Here is an 18136-nt window from a genome sequence, read left to right as displayed (position 1 = left end):
GGAATAGCCTGCTGGGCGGTTGCGGCCGCAGAGAGCAAGCCCGTCAGCAGGACGAGGAGAAGACGCGCGGCGATGGATTTATGGGGGAGAGTCAAAGCAAGTGAGTGGTCGCGCGTTTGATTGTAAATGGATAAATCAGCTAGTGGTTTCGCCCGTTAAAATGCTCATTTCAGCTGGCACCGCTTCGGAAAACCATCGCATTCCAGATGGCAGGGAAGCGGCCGCAAAATCCAGGTGAACGACGCGACGATGCCCTGGAAATTGAGATGGAGAAGAAGCATGTAACAAAAGAGGCCTCATGAGCAAAGCTCCGCCGGTCTTCACGCTGCAGACTGCTTCATCGGAGAGATCTCGAATTGATTGGATCTGGTCCTCGGGAATCCGACCTCGTTTATGTGAACCGGGGATGACTCGCAATGCTCCATTTTCTTCGCCACAATTGTCGAGATGAAGCCGGACAGAGACCATGCTTTCTAGGATTGAGGCCGGTGGTTGAACGTGAAGTACATCGGCCTTAACTGACCATGGTCCGAACCCTTCGGCTTCAACTTTATCCTGGACAGCAATTGTTACATCTTGATGCCACGGTACCTTCCAGTTGGCATCGGGGATTTTATCGAAGAGGATGCCTCTGACTGGAAAGAACTTAGATCCTAAGATGGGTTCTACCAACTTGCGGACAGAGGGGGAGTAAGCGACGTCCCGGACTTCCGAGGATGCGTCCAAAAGATTCCGGATGGCAAAAACTCCCCCCCGCTTTCTTACAGGTCCATCTTTTCCGATTCTTTCGAGCGAAAGCAGTAGGTTGCTAACGTCCTTAGACGAGAGGACGGCCTCTTGAATGGCAAAACCATTGGCATCGATTTCAACTTTGATATCAGTCGGCTTCATATCTATTTTGCAGAGTTAGTCGAGGGCGTAAATAGCCAGGCCGCTGAGGAGTTTGGGGTAGAAATCAGTGGACTTCTGGGGCATCACATCGCCTGAAAGACTGATGTCGCGGAGCTGGTCGAGGGTGATTGGTTTGATGAGAAAGGCGATATCGGCTTGTCCATTGGAGACCAGAGCGGTGGCCTCGGAGGCTTCGCGGAGGTAGCGGACGTTGCCGAGGCGGGTGATGGTCTCCTGATCGAGGCCGAGGAGCTTGTCGAGGATGATTGAGTGAAGCTGCACGACATCGAGCTGCGCCTGCCGGGGAGAGATCCCCTCGAGCGCCGCTGCGATGACGTCAGTCTTTGGGGTAAGCAGGTAGTTGCCGTCGCCGGTCGCCGCGAGAAAGGCAGTGCCTGGAGTAGCAGTGAGCACGGCGAGATCCGGGCTGGACAGCTCCTTGACGTTGAAGTAAGCGCTCGCCTTGGTGATGAAGTCTGGCGAACTGAAGGCCGGTAGCCCGTGGACAACGCGATGGGTAGGCAGGATGGTGATGCCTGGGGCGTCCATATTGACGAAGGTCATCATCATCGCCGCTTCGGGAAAGGCCGGCGTCGGCAGGGTGGTGCGGGTGTCGCCGTCGGCGATGACGGACGGAGAACCGTGTTCGTCGCCGGGGATAGGCTGCTTGAAGGGGAGTTTGAGCTGGGCGGACCGCTCCTTGGCGTAGGCGACGGAGGTCTCGTAGCGGTGGTGGCCGTCGGCGATGATCAGTTTCTTATCGGCCATGGCGGTGAGGAGAAGGTTGATGATGTGAGGATCGGTGATCTTCCACAGGCGGTGAACAACGTCGTACTCGTCGGTGATGGCCAGGTCGGCCGGGGTGGTGTCGGGTCCGATCATGCCGCTGACAGCCTGCCCGGGCCCGCTGGCACCGAAGATCAGCTTTTCGGCTGTGAAGGCAGGATCGGAGTAGAGCATGTAGATCTGCTCACAGTAGGCGCGAGTCGCTTTGAAGAGCGCGAGGCGGTCGGACTTGTGCTTGGGGAAGGTCTGCTCGTGCCGGTAGACGACCTTGTCGGCGTAGTCGTAGAGGTGGCCGAGGGCGATAAAACCTCGGCGTTCGCGGGTTTCGGTCGTCCCGGGGACAGTATAGGTCTGGGAGTAGCCATAGACGGCCGGCTCGGCCTCTTCGACCAGGACGCGCTCCTTGCGCCAGTCACGAAGGGTCTCGGCGGCCCGGGTATAGACATTGTGCGCCTGCTCGCCTGCGGGCAGGAACTCCTGCGGATCGGTATCGCCTGGCTCGTGTTTGCCCAGAATGACGCGGATCAGGTTATAGGGGCTGGCCTCGTAGTAGAGCTGCTGCATGGCCGGGGTGATCTTGTCGTAGGGCTGGGTGACGACGTCTTCCATGTGAACGCGGGAGGGATCGTAACGGAAGGCGCGGAAGGGGTAGAGACGGGCCATGCTGTGAGGTTTCTCCAGACGTGAAATATGAAGTGATTGTACGGGTTGGGGCATCCCCGCAGGGTTAGAAGGGCTGCGGCGAATCCGGAAGAGCACGAAGAACGTTGAGGAGACAGGGGTAGCTCCTTTGTAACGAAATGGTGACAAAAGCATCTGACACGGGGTCTATTATCTTCAGAACACAGCATCCGAGGGACTTTGCGGGTTGTGATCGAATGGCCGGTAGTGGAGATGCTGAAAGACCTCCGCTGAAGGTTGCAACGGCGGTTGTTGCGAGTAGCGCATAGGTGCCGAGATGGAGTTCAACACGCGGGTCAGGCTGGCTGGTCAGGGAAGGCGAGGGAATTGTCTGGTGTGGCAGATGACGCGCAGGGGGATGTGCGGCGTTGCGCTGCTGCTCTGCGCTGCGATGTTTTCGTCAGCGAGTGGAGTCTGCTACGCGCAGGAGCAGGAGAATCCCCTGGATGTAGTGCATACCCCTACGCCCCCGCCGCCGCCGAAGACTACAGAGGAGAAGAAGCCTGTCATCGAAGGAGCGGCGAATGCAGCAAAATTGGCGACCTCAAGACGAGATGCACGCATTCGCGTGGACGTGAATCTTGTGCTGATCCCTGCAACCGTTACTGATCCCATGAATCGCCTGGTGACGGGACTGGAGCGCGAAAACTTCGAGGTCTACGACAACAACATCGGCCAGGTTATCAAGAGCTTCTCCACCCAGGACGCACCCGTGACGATCGGCATCATCTTCGACCTGAGCGGCAGCATGTCGTCCAAGTTTGTACGCGCTCGCAAGGCGCTCAGCGAGTTTTTGCGCACATCAAATCCCCAGGACGAATTTTTTGTAGTGGGCTTCAACGATCGTCCTGCCGTCATCGTCGACTACACCTCGGATGTCGATGACGTGGAGGCGCGCATGGTGATGTTGAAGCCGGAGAATCGAACCGCTCTGATCGATGCGATTTACCTCGGCGTGGATAAGTTGAAGCAGGCAAAGTATGAGCGCAAGGCGTTGCTCATCATCTCCGACGGCGGCGACAACCGCAGCCGCTACACCGAGGGCGAGTTGCGCCGGGTCGTCCGAGAGAGCGATCTGCAGATCTACTCCATCGGAATCTTCGATCAATATGCGCCGACGACCGAGGAGCAGTTAGGGCCGGTTCTGCTGAACGACATCTGCGATATGACCGGCGGACGGTTGTTCCGGGTCTCCGAGCTTGGGGACCTCAGCGATATCGCCTCGAGGATCAGCGCGGAGCTGCGCAATGAATATGTGATCGGATATAGGCCTTCCGAGGTGAAGCAGGATGGGAACTGGCGTAAATTGAAGATACGACTCGTTCCACCACCGGGGCTTCCGAGCCTGACGGTACACAATCGCCAGGGGTACTATGCACCTTCGCAGTAAAAGCTTTCGGCCGGGGATGGCCGCCGCAGGATGGTTGATGTTGATGGCCGGTGGGGTAGGCGGATGGGCCCAGCAGGCCGCTCCTCCGCATGCACCGTCGAAACCGCCCGCTTCGCAACAGCCCTCTCTCACGATCGATCGCGATCCGGTGGCGTCTCCCGACCCCGATCCGTCGCCACAGGCTCAGACCGGCACACCCCAAGGCGTCAGCCCGGGAACGATTGAGCGCGAGGGCGGCAAGTACACGCTGCGCCAGGATGCGTACGAGGTCCGCCTGAACGCGACAGTTCTCGACGGAAGCGGCCGTTCTATCCAGACGCTGGGCAAGGACGACTTTCATGTCTATGAGGACGGAGTGCCGCAGACCATCGCTTCGTTTCGGCACGAAGATCTGCCGGTATCAATCGGACTTCTGATCGACAGCTCCGGCTCAATGTACGACAAGCGGGTCGCGGTGGACAAGGCCTCGCTGGACTTTGTGAAGCTATCGAATCCTGAGGATGAAGAGTTCCTGGTGGACTTCTCCTGGGAGGCGTTCATCGATCAGGACTTTACCAACAACATCGACAAGCTGCAGCAAGGCTTGGGTTACATCAAGTCGAGCGGCGGTCCGGCAATCTACGATGCGTTGGTCGCCTCAGCCGACTACCTGAGCAAGAACGCGAAGCACCCCAAGCAGGTGCTGCTGGTGATCACCGACGGCGAAGACAACGCTTCAAGCGCCACGCTGGAGCAGACGATTCGAAGGATTCAGGATCTCGATGGACCTGTTATCTACTGTGTAGGCCTGCTGTTCGGCGATGACACTGACAAGCGCGAGTCGCGCCATGCTCGCAGGGTATTGGAGACGCTATCCGAGCAGACAGGCGGAGCCGCCTACTTCCCCAAGTCTGTGAAAGATGTTGACGCTATCGCCGCTGAGGTCGCGCAGGACATCCGCACGCAGTACACGATCTCGTATCACTCCACGAAGTCGCCAACCCTCGGCGGTTATCGTGAGGTGCACGTCGAGGCGAAGTCGAAGAGCTTCGGACGTTTATCTGTGCGGACGAGGACTGGGTACTATCCGAGAGTGGTAGCGGGTGCAAGCAAAGACGGCAACGCCGGTTTTAGCTCCGGCAGCAAACCATGAAGCAATAATCCCGAGGTAATAATCCTTTAGACTGGTTAAACTATCTCAGAAGCCACTCCCCTCTCTGGATCATGCTGGAGTGTGGGCCGTACCCGGCGCCGTTTGCCCGTCCCTTCGCCGAACTGATATGGTCCGCTACGTAGAATAGCCTGGGTTCGAATGCGATTGCGCTCAACCCTGCACCTGAGAGAGATCTCAAAACGGGAAGAGGCGCGGTTTGAAGCAGAGGATGTCGAAGGTCTGCATGAAACCGTTGGAAAGATGAGGATTGGTAATGAAGGTTGTAGAGAGTGTTTTGGAGCTGGTGGGCAATACGTCGATGGTGCGTCTGCGCCGGCTCGAACGGGGAAGCGGAAGTGAGAACTGCGCAGAGATCTGGGCGAAGCTGGAGTTTTTAAATCCCGGTGGAAGCATCAAGGACAGGGCAGCGTTGGGCATCGTCTTGGATGCTGAGCGTCGCGGCGTCTTGCAGCCTGGCGGAACAATCGTCGAAGCGACAGCCGGAAACACAGGTGTTGGGCTGGCGCTTATCGGCGTCAACCGCGGGTACAAGGTGATGTTGTACGTGCCGGAGCAGTTTGCGGAGGAGAAGTGCAAGCTGATGCGCGGGCTCGGCGCCACCGTGGTGCGGACGCCTGAAGTTGAAGGCATGGCGGGAGCAATTCGGCGCGCTCTGCAGTTTGAGAAAGAGACGCCGGGAGCGTTTGCTGCACTGCAGTTTGAGAACCCAGCGAACCCCGACTTTCACGAGCAGACAACCGCCGCAGAGATATGGGAGCAGATGGAAGGCCGCGTGGATGCCTGGGTCTCCGGTGTAGGTTCGGCGGGAACCTTTACTGGAGTAGCGCGATTCCTCAAAAAGAAGCGGCCTGAAATTCTGACCGTCGCGGTAGAGCCGCAGGGAAGCGTGCTGGAGGGTGGAGAGCCGGGTCCGCACAAGGTGGAAGGAATCGGCGTCTCGTTTATTCCGGCTACGTTCGACCGCACAGTCTGCGATCGCGTGATCAAGGTGATGGATGATCCAGCGCTGGAGATGGTAAAGCGGCTTGCCGCGGAAGAAGGTGTCTTCGCTGGATCAAGCGCCGGAGCCATGTTGTGCGCGGCGATAGAGATCGCACGGGAGCTTGGAGCAGGCAAGCGGGTCATCACCGTCATTCCAGACTCGGCGGAGCGATATCTTTCCAAGGGTCTGTTGAACTAAGTTCATTTCAAAAAAAGATTGTGAGTATAGAGGTTACAAATGGCAGACTCGAAGAAGAAGTTGGGATTTGCAACGCGGGCGATCCACGACGGACAGGCCCCGGATGAGCTTACCGGAGCGGTGAACGTGCCGATCTATCTGACCTCCACCTATCAGCAGGAGGAGATAGGCAAGAACAAGGGACACGAGTATGCCCGCCTTACCAACCCGACGCGAGACGCGCTGGAGGAGAGCCTGTGTTCGCTTGAAGGCGGTACAAGCGCCCACGTCTTCGGCAGCGGAATGGCTGCGATTACAGCTCTCTGTACCATGATGAAGTCGGGCGACCATGTGGTCTGCTCGGACAATGTATACGGCGGCACAGGGCGGCTGTTCGATAAGGTGCTGACGAACTATGGGCTCACTTTTACCTATGTCGACACGAGCGTCGCCGAGAATGTTGCTGGCGCGATCACGCCCGCCACCAAGCTCGTACATATCGAAACGCCGACGAATCCAATGATGTCGCTCACCGATATCGGCGCGGTGGCTCGCATCTGTCATGCCAGGGGTGTTGAGTTGAGCGTCGATAACACCTTCCTGTCGCCTTATCTCCAGCAGCCGATCGCGCTGGGCGCAGATATCGTCATGCACTCGACCACAAAGTTTTTGAACGGCCACTCCGATGGGCTGGGTGGTGTGCTCGTCTGCACCAAACCGGAGCACGCAGAGACCTTTCGATTCGTACAAAAGTGCACGGGAGGCATTCTGTCTCCCTTCGAGAGCTACCTGCTGCTGCGAGGAGTTAAGACGCTCGCGGTACGGATGAAGCAGCACGACGCCAACGGTCGAGTCGTTGCCGACTTTCTTAAGAGCCATGCGAAGGTGCAACAGGTGTTTTATCCAGGGTTGGTCGAGCACCCGCAGCATGAGTTAGCCAAGCGGCAACAGCACGGCTTCGGTTCAATGATCTCGATGGAGCTGGGATCGCTGGACTTCGCGAACAGGTTCGCGAAGTCGCTGCGGCTTGGACTTCTCGCGGAGTCGCTCGGTGGAGTGGAGACATTGATCTGCCATCCGGCGAGCATGACTCATGCGGCCGTAGGCGCAGAGGGACGCGCGCGCCTGGGAATTACCGATGGGTTGATGCGGGTCTCTGTCGGAATCGAAGAGGTGGAAGATATCATCGCTGATCTGGAGCAGGCGCTGGACCACATTTAATTCGAGATGAACTCCACTTCAGAGGCGCGGGAATTACTTCCCGCGCCTCTGTTCGTTTACCGACTAACCGATCGAGCCAGAGTATGCATGGATGTGATACATGTATTAGCGTTGGTTATGAAGTTTTGGAGGTTGCATGTTCGGATTGACCGATGAGCAGAAGCAGTTGCAGAGCGCGGTTCGGGCCTTTGCAGAGGGTGAAATTGCGCCCCACGTCTCCGAGTGGGATGAGAAGAGCGAGTTTCCGCACGAGGTTGTGAAGAAGCTCGGTGAGATGGGCCTGTTAGGGGTCATCTTCCCTGAGTCGCTCGGCGGGGCAGGCATGGGCTACGTGGAGTATGTGTTGGCGATTGAGGAGTTGTCGCGTGTGGATGGAAGCGTCGGCATCATCGTCGCAGCGCACAACTCGCTGTGCACCAATCACATCATGTTGGGCGGCAATGACGAGCAGAGGCAGCGGTGGATTCCAAAGCTGGCGAGCGGACAGTGGCTCGGAGCCTGGGGACTAACGGAGCCGGGTTCGGGCTCCGATGCCGGCGGCGCGCGCACGACGGCGGTGAAGCAGGGCGACAAGTGGGTGCTGAATGGGAGCAAGACCTTCATCACCAATGGCACCTATGCGAACTGCGCGGTGGTGCTGGCCGTCACGGATAAGGAGAAGGGAACTCGCGGCGGAATCTCGGCATTTGTGGTGGAGCGGGGAACGAAAGGGTTTCGGTCTGGCCGCAAAGAGAACAAGCTCGGCTTGCGTGCGAGCGATACGGCGGAGTTGATCTTCGAAGACTGCGAAGTGCCGGCAGAAAACCTGGTAGGCAAAGAGGGAGACGGTTTCAAGGACGCCATGCGCGTGCTCGATGGAGGAAGAATCTCGATCGCTGCCCTCAGCCTGGGGATGGCGCAAGGAGCGCTCGACGCAGCCATGAAATATGCGCAGGAGAGGCGGCAGTTCGGCAAAGCCATCAGTGAGTTTCAGGCGATTCAGTTCAAACTCGCCGACATGGCAACCCAGCTCGATGCGGCGTGGTTATTGACCATGCGCGCGGCGCACATGAAGGACGCTGGCAAGAAGGTGACGCTCGAGTCCGCGATGGCAAAGCTCTATGCCAGCGAGGCTGCCTGCAGGATCTGCGATGAAGGCGTGCAGATTCACGGAGGCTACGGCTTCATCAAGGACTATCCCGCAGAAAAGTTCTACCGGGATGTAAGGCTATGCCCGATTGGCGAAGGCACAAGCGAGATCCAGAGAATGGTCATCGCTCGCGAGCTGCTGGGAAAGAGCCCCAGCCGAGGCTAACGTGATGACACGTAGGAGCGAGATCGTTCCTTCATCACGCCATGGATCGGCGCAACACCGTTCTCGCACGCAGCAGGCGCGATTTGGTCGCAGCTACCGAGATGCCCGCGATTTCAGCGATCTCTTTGATGGAGCTGTCATGCTTCTGCTGAATCTCGACGATCGACCGTAGAGCTGGCCGAAGACGGTGAATGGCTCGCTTCAGATGGTGCTCTCTCTCCGTTCTGGCATAGTGTTCTTCCGTATTGGCGCGCCGGTCCGGAACCTCCCAGTGCTGCCAACTCTCGCTCTCTGACCCACCGTCCATCGAGACCTCCGGATGCGCGCGTTTCTTGCGCAAAATCATGAGTGCCGAGTTGATGGCGATGCGCGTGAGCCATGTAGAGAAGCTCGATCTGCCGTCGAAGCTCTTGAGGTGGACGTAGGCCTTCAGAAAAGCGTCCTGCACCGCATCTTCCGCATCCTGCCGGTTCCTCGTAATACGGTACATCGTGTTGAAGATGACCTTGGAGTGACGGCTCCATAGTTCAGAGAAGGCCAGATCCTCTCCGGTCTTGGCTGCAGCCACAAGCATCTCGTCATTCGAAGCCTCGAGGATAGCCTGTACGCTGATGGTGCCCGTTGAAAAATAGGAGTCCATAAGAAGATCCTTTCTCGAAGAGGTTTTTTAAAATGAATTCGGTGAAGCTTTGAACTAAAGAGGGCCTCTGCTTCTTGGAAAATTCAGTAACATGATTTCGATAATCGTAAGATCGTTATGATTTTGACCGGATCGCAGATCGATTACGATGGGACCTAGTCGGGCAGAGAATCTAACACTCTAGGTGGTCCGCTCTTAATTTCGGATCACTTCGAAAGAGAAGTACTAGCGAACTGTCTCTTCGCATATCGCTTTGATGGCCGCAATATTCTTCAGCAGATCAGGCGGAAAGTTGTGCCTGGCCTGCAGGTACTCCGGGCTGTTGTACGTAACCCACACTTTGCTGTCATCGCCCTCAGAGAGGAGCACCTTGAGTGGCAGATCGATGGCGATGCTGGGTGCGGCAAGCATGAGCGGAGTCCCCGCCTTCGGATTTTGAAAGATCACTAACTTCGTAGGCGGCATCGAGAGCCCCACCTTGGCCGCATCGCCGCTATGGTCGACGATCGCCGCAACCGACAGCGCCTTTGCCTCAAGGATCGACATCAATCTTGCCATAGTCTCTGCAAAAGAGTGATGACTAACGAGATGAACTAATCCGTTGTCGGATGTCTGCGGCATAAATTCCTTCTTGATCCTGCCTTGGAAGCGTGAGTTTCGGGAACGGCCATCACTATCATTAAGCTAAAGTCCAAAACCAATCTCAAGATAGCCCAAATCGTATCCCCGTAGAAACATCCTTTCGAGGGGGAAAAATACTGCAGAATCTCTAGCTCGCCCGAGACGCAAAAGCTGCCGATTCAATCTGTATTCATCGTTTGTCCGAAGAGGAGACAACCAGTCGCCTCCCAAACATTCGCGCGTCCAGCGAGTACGCGCCAGGGCCCAGCAACGCCAGCGAAACCGCGACAAGCATAGAGCAGAGCAGTGGAATGGCAGAGGAGCTTGTCTGATTCAGCAGCATCGCAATTTCAATCAGGCAGCATCCTATGGATGCCACAGGGGTGAAGAGCCCAATACAGATAACGATACCCAGCATACTCAAACCCAGGAACTCCCACGTATGCCCCGTTAGATCTTCACGGGACATAATTCTGGTAATAAGGGTGGTCGCGACAGAGACCCGCAATAGAATCAATGCAACGCCCGCCGCTCCCGTCGGGAACATCGAATAGAGTCTCTGCACAGACGCGAGGCTAGTAGCTTTGCCCCAACCTAACAAACCCGAAGAGAGGGTGCGAAAAGCAATCCTTTCGGGGGGCTGCCCTGCGGGAATCATCCGCTGCCCTGTGGAGATCCTGCGCAGCTTTGTCAGCAAAGTTTTCTCTTTCACGGGTAGGCAGAGATAGAATGAGTAGCACTCGCAGCCTACCCCGAAGCTGACGTTCCATCTGATCGTGCAATCTTCACGATAAGCAAGAGAGTGCAAGATGACTGAGAGACCAACCATCAAGGTGCTTACGGTAGACGACCATCCTCTCCTCAGAGGAGGCATCTCGGGCGCGATCAATGCGCAGCCGGATATGTCCGTCGTGGCTGAAGCGGCAGACGGAGACGAGGCGATCGCTTCCTTTCGACTGCATCGTCCCGACGTCACACTGATGGATATACGTATGCCCAAGACCAATGGCATCGAAGCAATCTCTGCCATCCGCAAAGAGTTTCCCTCCGCCCGGATCGTCGTTCTCACAACCTACGGAGGCGATATTCAGGCGCTTAGGGCATTCAAGGCGGGAGCAGTCGGTTACCTCCTGAAGAGCATGTTGCGCACCGAACTGATCGACACCGTACGGCTCGCTCATGCAGGCATGAAACGAATACCGCCAGAGATCGCCCAGGAGATGGCAGTACACGCGGGAGAAGATGTTCTCACCATAAGAGAGATCGAAGTGCTGCGAGATGTAGCCAAGGGAAGTTCGAATAAAGTGATTGCGATGCGCCTTGCCATCTCCGAGCACACGGTCAAGGGGCATCTTAAGAGCATTCTCTCCAAGCTCGATGCAAGCGATCGTACCCACGCGGTGATGATCGCTCTAAAGCGCGGTTTTCTGGATCTCTAGCGCTCACTTTATTCGTCGTTAAGCCAGTCGTTCGAGTGCTGCTCCACCGCAATGCGTACCAGCTGGCTTCTTGTGCGAACACCCGTGCGCGCGAACAGTTGCTGAAGCGATGCCTTCACGGATCCTTCGGAGATGTTGAGTTGCTGGCCTATCTCTTTATTGCTCAAGCCTTCAAACACACAGCGAAGCACCTTGCGCTCTCTTATGGTCAGCGTTCCCTGGATAGCCTCCGCGTTGTACTGCCGCGCGCCTGCGATGAGCGACTTCACCATCCCCGAGTCGACCCATATCTCGCCCATCATGACCCGTCGAATGGCCAGTGTCAGTTCCGCAAGTGGACTGCTTTTAAGAAACAGGCCGGAGGCGCCGCTGTCGAGAGCCCGCAGCATGGTTTCATCACTCATGCCCGCTGTAACCATCAGCACATGACCCTGAAAGCTGGCCTTCCTCAGTTCGCTGAGCAGGCGCGTACCCGGCTCAACGCCGAGATCATAATCAAGCAAAATAAGGTCGATCTTCTCTTCGGCTACCAGCGCAAGTGCATCTTCTACCGTCGCGGAGGTTCCAACGACGGTGCACTCCGTGTCGGCCTCGAGCAGCCGGCTCAGACTCTCGCGGAACAACGTATGGTCATCAACGATCAAAATTCGAACGGACGGATTCATATTCCGGTGCCTCCTCTCTCTGCCAGGCAGATAGTTCTACGACAAAGCAGGCACCGCTTGATGTTGGCTCAAAATGCAGATCGCCTTGAAAGGATCGCATGAAGGCACGCGAGAGGTAGAGCCCCAGGCCCGTTGATTCCGCCCGTTGTTGAAAAGGCTTGAACAGCTCAGCCGGATGTTGAACTCCCGATCCGCTATCCACAAACTGCACAAGCACACGCCCATTGGAAGTTCTAACGACAATGTGAAGGTTCTTCGTCGCGCTTCGAAGCATCGCCCGCTCACTGTTCTTGATCAGGTTCAGAAAGACCTGCATCAGACTCGGCCTGTCAGCCAGAACCTCCGGCAGAACCGTGTCGACGGAGATATTCAGGGTGATGCCGTTCTCCTCGAGCGCCGGTTCCACTACGATCCGCAGCTCGTCGAGTAATGAGTGCAAGTCGACGCTGGTCGCCCGGTTCGAACTTCTCTGCAGATCCATCGCCGCGATCTTCTCAAGAGACTGAATGAGCGTGCCAAAGGCCTCAAAGTCTTTGCTGTTCTCGAGCGAAGATCCACGACTCAGATTTTGATGCACCACTGCGATCGCCGCACAGACATTGCGAATCTCGTGCGAGACGGCGGACACCAGGATGCGCGAGCCGGTCAGCAGTTGATGCAGGCTGGACTCCTCATGCGTTCTCAACGTCTCGGAGTTGTCCACGACCATTGCCGCGAGACGGGCTCCAACGCTTGTTCGATAGGTCGAAAACCAGATATCGGCAAGAAAGACCTCGCCGTTTTGGCGAGTCCCGCGACACTGCATCACGGTGCGAAAAGTCCTGCCTTCGCGATGGGCTGACGGAAGATTGAGTAGAGACGGGAAGTAGCGATGGATGGATGTTCCTGGAAGACTCGCCGGTTGAGCCCCGAACAGTTTGTGAGCCGCTTCATTTGCAAGCAGGACAACCCCATGGGCGTCTGTCGTAAAGATAGCAGCCGGACTGCTTTCGATAAGGACTTTCAGTTGTTCCTCGGCGTCCTCACGAGCTGCAATCTCTCTCTCGATGCGAAGCAGATTTTCGCTTGAGGCTCTCCGGTTGCGAACGACGCCATAGACGAAGAGACCTATTCCCGAAAACGCTGCGAAGGTAAGAATGTCTCGCGGAAGCCCGACAGCCGGAGTCCACCTGAGACTGTTGAAGGCTTCGGTGAGCACCGTGCAGACAGCAGCGGCAGCGCCGATCTGCCATCGACTCAGGACTCGACCCAGCAGAAGCATGGGCAGCAAATATAAGAAGCCGAGGGGAATCTCCGCGTCAATCCGCCAGTCTGCGACTGCGATCAGAACGACTAGCAGAGCTGAGCGCCATAGGACTGATCGAGAGTTGTCTTGAAAGAGAGCGGAGAGCATAAAGGATTGGGGGCTTTAGCGGCGCGAGAGCAGGAAGGCCAGAGTTCAAAGAGTAAAAAAGAACCTCTCCAGCTGGCATGTGTCTAAAGGAAAAGGAGGAATATTTACCCTCATTTCATGCAGACCCTCTTTACAGTTACGAGATGAACTTTGATCCAAGTCTACGCGGACATTCGGAAGACGCCCATCGGTTAGCCGAAAGATACGCGCATGGAGAACGCTCAGACGGTAAACTGAATTCAGAACGATTTGTCTTCACTGAGCATGCTATCTCTTGAATGCTGTTTTTCAGAAAGTCGGGTCGTGATCGTTGCTTAAATCGCGTGCTTGTAAGGGATGATCTCTAGAATGAAACAATCAGGGTCTAATCCTATGGGGGATAACGAGTTTACGCGATGAGTCCAATCAGTTTGAGGCTATCTGCCACGATGTCGTTCTGCTTGGGAGCTTTTTTGCTGGCAGGTTGCGACGCCAAGCCGTCCGATCCGAAGAGTGAAGCTCCACCAGCCGCCGTAGTCCAGCCTGACGCCGACCCGAACCTGGTTCACGTCGATCACCCCGACCAGTTCACCGTGGTAGCAGCGACAAACTACACCTCCACCTCCACTATTCAGGTCACCGGGACGGTCAACCCCGATATCTCCCGCACGATTCCCGTGATCTCCATCGCCTCCGGCCGCGTGGTCGAAGTGCACGCCCGCATCGGCGACTACGTGAAGAAGGGTCAGCTCTTGATGGACGTCCAGAGCACGGACGTCTCCGGAGCCTTCAATACCTACCTTAAAGCCGTCAACGACGAGCGTCTCGCAAAGATTCAGCTCGATCGCGCCAAAATTCTCAACGACAAGGGAGCAATCCCTAACAGCCAGGTTGAGATCGCACAGAACGCAGAGGACGACGCCAAGGCCGCGCTCTCAGCCTCTGAAGAGCAGCTCCGCGTCCTCGGCGTCGACAAGAATCATCCTGCCGCAACCGTCAAAGTCTACGCGCCATCCTCTGGTTACATCATCGCGCAGAATGTCACCAACGCCGCTGCTGCCGGAGTCACCTACGCTGGTTCGGCCAACGCTTTCACCATCGCCGATCTCTCGCACGTCTGGATCATCTGTGACGTCTACGAGAACGATCTCCCCACCGTGCATCTCGGCCAGAAGGCGGACATCCGCCTCACCGCCTACCCCGACCGCGTCCTCACCGGCGTCGTCAGCGACATCGGCGCCGTTCTCGATCCCCAGATCCGCACCGCCAAGATACGCATCCAGGTGGAAAATCCCAACACGCTGATGCGTATCGGCATGTTTGCAACGGCTACAATTCACGGCAACACTCCCCAAAATCACCTCCAGGTTCCCGCGACCGCCGTGTTGCATCTCCATGATCGCGACTGGGTCTACACTCCCGCAGGCGATGGAAAGTTCCGTCGAGTCTCCGTACAGGGCGGCGCTTCGTTGCCGAACAATATGCAGGAGATCCTCTCTGGTCTCACAGCCGGTCAGCAGGTCATCTCCAATGCCCTCGCGCTGCAGAATACGGCGGACCAGTAGATGATTCGCAAGCTCGTCGATTTTGCACTGGACAATCGGTGGCTGGTACTCGGCCTCGCGATCATGCTGTTCGCGTGGGGCATCGTCTCCTTCCATAACCTCCCGGTAGAGGCCTACCCGGACGTTGCCAACAACTACGTGCAGATCATCACCCAGTGGCCAGGGCGAGCCGCCGAAGAGATCGAGCAGCAGGTCACTATTCCACTCGAGATCGGAATGGCGGGCATTCCCCACATGACCCATCTGCGATCGACCTCGCTCGCCGGAATCTCCAGCCTCAGCCTCATCTTCGACGACGATTCGGTCAACGACTGGAATCGTGAAAAGGTTCTTGAGCGCCTCTCCCAGATCACTCTGCCCCCGGGCATTCAACCGCAAATGGGCACAGACTGGAGCCCCGTCGGCCAGATCTACTGGTACACCCTCCGCAGCACCAACCCGCTCTACGACAATATGGATCTCAAGTCTCTCGAGGATTGGACCATCGAGAAGCAATTTAAATCTGTGCCGGGCGTCGTCGATGACTCAAGCTTCGGCGGCATGACACGCGAATATCAGGTTCGCGTCGATCCCGACAAACTCATTGCCTACGGGCTGAGCATTGGACAGGTCGAGCAGCAACTCACCAACAACAATACCAACGCTGGCGGCAGCTTCATCGAACAAGGCCAGCAGCAGGTCAACATCCGCGAAGTGGGCCTCTATCGAAGTGTCCACGATATAGAAGAGACAGTTCTAAAGACTCAAACCGGTACAGCACTTCGTGTCAAAGATATCGCGACTGTCGCTCAGGGGCCCAAGATCAGGCTCGGTCAGATTGGCAAAGCCTGTCGTGCCGGGGCCCTGCCTCCAACCGACCCACCAGGTTCGTGGACCGCGACCTACCCTTGCGTCGATCATCAGGACAAGCCCGGCAGTTCGAAGGCGATCCAGCGGGAAGATGGAAAGATCGTCGATGATGGAGACGTCGTGGAAGGCATTGTTGCCCTGCAGAAGGGAGACGATTCCGAGTTCGCGCTGGCTGGTATTCACAAAAAGGTTGATGAGCTCAATCATCATATCCTCCCGCCAGGCGTCAAGATCGTCCCGTTTCTTGATCGCAGCGACCTTCTTCACTACACCACTCACACGGTGCTGCATAACCTCACCGAAGGCATCATCCTCGTCGTCATTATTCTCTTCCTGTTTCTAGGAAACGTCCGTGGCGCTCTCATCGTCTCTCTCACCATCCCATTCGCCCTGCTCTTCGCCTCCATCTGCCTCGACCTTCGGCACATCCCCGCAAACCTCCTCTCGCTCGGTGCGCTGGACTTCGGCATGGTCGTCGACGGAGCTGTCGTGATGGTAGAAAACATCGTCCGTCACCTCAGTCATCAGCGTAAGGACTCCTTGACGGCCGCCGAGCAGATCCGAGAGGCCGCCCACGAGGTACAGCGCCCTGTCTTCTACGCCATCGGAATCATCATCACGGCATACCTTCCCATCTTTACCCTCCAGGCAGTGGAAGGTCGTCTCTTCCAACCCATGGCCTGGACGGTAGCTTTTGCTCTTCTCGGCGCACTCATCTTCTCCATCGTTATCGCCCCGGTGCTGGCCAGCCTGCTCTTTCCTCGTGGCGCTACCGAATGGCGTAACCCGATTATGGAGTGGCTCACCGACCGATATCGGCACGCCGTGCGCTGGGCCATCGAGCATCGCTGGGTGACCTTCAGCGGAGCGGGTTTTGCGCTCCTTTTGGCACTCTTTCTCGGCCTCAGTGGCGTCATCGGTTCGGAGTTTTTGCCCCATCTTGACGAAGGCGCCATCTGGGTACGTGGCACGCTCGCTCCAAGCACCGGACCAACGGAAAGCCTGCGCGTGATGAATCAAGCACGTATCCTCCTCTCTTCTTTTCCTGAGGTGACCCAGGTCGTCAGTCAAACTGGTCGTCCCGATGACGGAACCGACGTAACGGGTTTTTTCAACACCGAATATTTCGTTGATTTGAAACCTAAGGAGGCATGGCGTCCTGTTTTCAAGAAAAACAAGGATGAGCTGATCGGCGCAATGGACCGCGAGTTGGAGAAGATGCCAGGTGTCATTTGGAACTTCTCACAGCCCATCTCCGATAACGTCGAAGAAGCCGTTAGCGGCGTCAAAGGCGAACTCGCTGTCAAGATCTACGGGGACGATCTCAAGACACTCGAGGCGAAGGGTGATCAGATCGTCTCCATCATGAGCAAAATCCAAGGCGTCAGCGATCTTGGACTCTTCCGCGTCCTCGGCCAGCCCAATCTGAACTACACCGTTAACCGGCAGGCTGCGGCGCGCTTCGGAATCAATGTCGCCGATATCCAGGATGCCATCCAGACCGCCGTTGGGGGCAACGCAGTCAGCCAGGTCCTTCAGGGCGAGGCGCGTTACGATCTTGTCGTGCGCTATCTTCCGCGGTACCGCAATACGCAGGAGGCGATCGATGATATTCGGCTCCTGTCGCCCTCGGGCGAGCGTGTCTCGCTGGCGCAGCTTACCAACATCTCCATGGAAGATGGCGCTGAAACCATCTCTCGCGAAGGCGGCCAGCGGTTCGTCGCCATCAAATACAGCGTCCGAAACCGTGACCTCGGCAGCACCGTCGAAGAGGCAATCGCCAAAGTCAACCAGCAGGTAAAGCTCCCGCCCGGCTACAAGATCGACTGGGCAGGCGAGTACGAGAGCCAGAAGCGCTCTTCGCGTCGTCTCATGCTCGTGCTTCCCGTCACCATTCTCATCATCTTCATCATTCTTTATTCCATGTTTCACTCCGGCAAATGGGCCAGCCTTATTCTTCTCAACGTCTCCATGGCGCCCGTCGGCGGTCTGCTCGCTCTGCTCTTTACTCACACGAACTTCAGCGTCTCCTCGGGTGTGGGCTTTCTGGCCCTCTTCGGCGTCTCCGTTCAAACCGGCGTCATCATGCTCGAATACATTAACCAGATGAGGGTTCGCGGCCACTCGATCGAAGAGTCCGCTATCGAAGGAGCAGTACTCCGCCTTCGTCCCATCATGATGACGATGCTCGTTGCAACCCTCGGGCTGCTTCCCGCTGCTACCTCGCACGGCATCGGCTCCGACTCGCAGCGTCCCTTTGCCATGGTCATCGTAGGCGGTCTCATCGGCGCACTCCTCATCAGCGTCTTTCTTCTGCCAACCCTGTACGTCTGGATCGCAAGACCGGACGATGTCCTTCCCAGCCCCGAGACGGAGTTTGAGAACTAATGCTGTTTCCCTGCACAGGCAA

The 18136-nt window shown here is 56.9% G+C and carries 15 protein-coding genes; 8 read left to right on the top strand and 7 right to left on the bottom strand.

Annotated elements, in window-relative coordinates:
• Nucleotides 1-135 precede the first annotated feature (135 nt).
• Complete coding sequence (locus tag GSQ94_RS07620) at nt 136-891, bottom strand: phytanoyl-CoA dioxygenase family protein (protein ID WP_158942969.1); 756 nt, start codon at nt 889-891, stop codon at nt 136-138.
• A gap of 15 nt (nt 892-906) precedes the next feature.
• The gene (locus GSQ94_RS07615) at nt 907-2340 is read right to left on the bottom strand and encodes a DUF1015 domain-containing protein (RefSeq protein ID WP_158942968.1); all 1434 of its coding nucleotides are present in this window, start codon (nt 2338-2340) and stop codon (nt 907-909) included.
• A 295-nt stretch (nt 2341-2635) separates the two neighbouring features.
• Between GSQ94_RS07615 and GSQ94_RS07610 the strand changes: the two genes are divergently transcribed.
• The 5 genes from GSQ94_RS07610 (at nt 2636) to GSQ94_RS07590 (ending at nt 8575) form a co-directional block, all read left to right on the top strand.
• Nucleotides 2636-3748 (top strand): VWA domain-containing protein, encoded by a 1113-nt coding sequence (locus GSQ94_RS07610; RefSeq protein WP_158942967.1) that lies wholly within the window; start codon nt 2636-2638, stop codon nt 3746-3748.
• Nucleotides 3732-4880 (top strand): VWA domain-containing protein, encoded by a 1149-nt coding sequence (locus tag GSQ94_RS07605; RefSeq protein WP_254063721.1) that lies wholly within the window; start codon nt 3732-3734, stop codon nt 4878-4880. Before GSQ94_RS07610 ends, GSQ94_RS07605 begins: the two co-directional genes overlap by 17 nt.
• Nucleotides 4881-5154: 274 nt before the next feature.
• Entirely contained in the window at nt 5155-6081 is a 927-nt protein-coding gene (gene cysK / locus GSQ94_RS07600) for a cysteine synthase A (protein WP_158942966.1), read from the top strand.
• Between the two features lie 39 nt (nt 6082-6120).
• A complete protein-coding gene (locus GSQ94_RS07595; protein ID WP_158942965.1) occupies nt 6121-7281 on the top strand; it encodes a PLP-dependent aspartate aminotransferase family protein in 1161 nt (386 codons plus the stop codon).
• Between the two features lie 136 nt (nt 7282-7417).
• Complete coding sequence (locus GSQ94_RS07590; RefSeq protein WP_158942964.1) at nt 7418-8575, top strand: acyl-CoA dehydrogenase; 1158 nt, start codon at nt 7418-7420, stop codon at nt 8573-8575.
• 34 nt (nt 8576-8609) lie between these two features.
• Here the strand turns inward: GSQ94_RS07590 and GSQ94_RS07585 are convergent, their stop codons facing one another.
• The 3 genes from GSQ94_RS07585 to GSQ94_RS07575 form a co-directional block, all read right to left on the bottom strand.
• On the bottom strand, nt 8610-9215 hold the full coding sequence (locus GSQ94_RS07585) for an RNA polymerase sigma factor (RefSeq protein ID WP_158942963.1): 606 nt from the start codon (nt 9213-9215) through the stop codon (nt 8610-8612).
• Between the two features lie 225 nt (nt 9216-9440).
• Entirely contained in the window at nt 9441-9773 is a 333-nt protein-coding gene (locus GSQ94_RS07580) for a DUF302 domain-containing protein (protein ID WP_254063720.1), read from the bottom strand.
• A gap of 253 nt (nt 9774-10026) precedes the next feature.
• The gene (locus GSQ94_RS07575) at nt 10027-10533 is read right to left on the bottom strand and encodes a hypothetical protein (protein ID WP_158942961.1); all 507 of its coding nucleotides are present in this window, start codon (nt 10531-10533) and stop codon (nt 10027-10029) included.
• A gap of 112 nt (nt 10534-10645) precedes the next feature.
• Between GSQ94_RS07575 and GSQ94_RS07570 the strand changes: the two genes are divergently transcribed.
• Nucleotides 10646-11275 carry a response regulator transcription factor gene (locus tag GSQ94_RS07570; RefSeq protein ID WP_158942960.1) on the top strand — a complete coding sequence of 210 codons (630 nt, stop codon included), beginning with the start codon at nt 10646-10648 and terminating at the stop codon, nt 11273-11275.
• 8 nt (nt 11276-11283) lie between these two features.
• Here GSQ94_RS07570 and GSQ94_RS07565 read toward each other — a convergent pair whose 3' ends face one another.
• Together GSQ94_RS07565 and GSQ94_RS07560 are read right to left on the bottom strand one after the other, a co-directional pair.
• Entirely contained in the window at nt 11284-11940 is a 657-nt protein-coding gene (locus tag GSQ94_RS07565; RefSeq protein ID WP_158942959.1) for a response regulator transcription factor, read from the bottom strand.
• Nucleotides 11909-13333: an ATP-binding protein gene (locus GSQ94_RS07560; protein WP_158942958.1), complete on the bottom strand. Its 1425-nt coding sequence runs from the start codon at nt 13331-13333 to the stop codon at nt 11909-11911. The genes GSQ94_RS07565 and GSQ94_RS07560 overlap by 32 nt, the downstream gene beginning before the upstream one ends.
• Before the next feature lie 428 nt (nt 13334-13761).
• Here GSQ94_RS07560 and GSQ94_RS07555 point away from each other — a divergent pair, with 428 nt between their 5' ends.
• Together GSQ94_RS07555 and GSQ94_RS07550 are read left to right on the top strand one after the other, a co-directional pair.
• Nucleotides 13762-14877: an efflux RND transporter periplasmic adaptor subunit gene (locus GSQ94_RS07555; RefSeq protein WP_254063719.1), complete on the top strand. Its 1116-nt coding sequence runs from the start codon at nt 13762-13764 to the stop codon at nt 14875-14877.
• Complete coding sequence (locus tag GSQ94_RS07550) at nt 14878-18114, top strand: efflux RND transporter permease subunit (RefSeq protein ID WP_158942957.1); 3237 nt, start codon at nt 14878-14880, stop codon at nt 18112-18114. It begins immediately after the preceding gene.
• Nucleotides 18115-18136 lie beyond the last annotated feature (22 nt).

The organism is Granulicella sp. S190, assembly GCF_009766095.1.
Lineage (GTDB): Bacteria > Acidobacteriota > Terriglobia > Terriglobales > Acidobacteriaceae > Edaphobacter.
The sequence above is the reverse complement of the archived record's forward strand: the minus strand, read 5'-3'. Positions and strand labels throughout refer to the sequence as shown.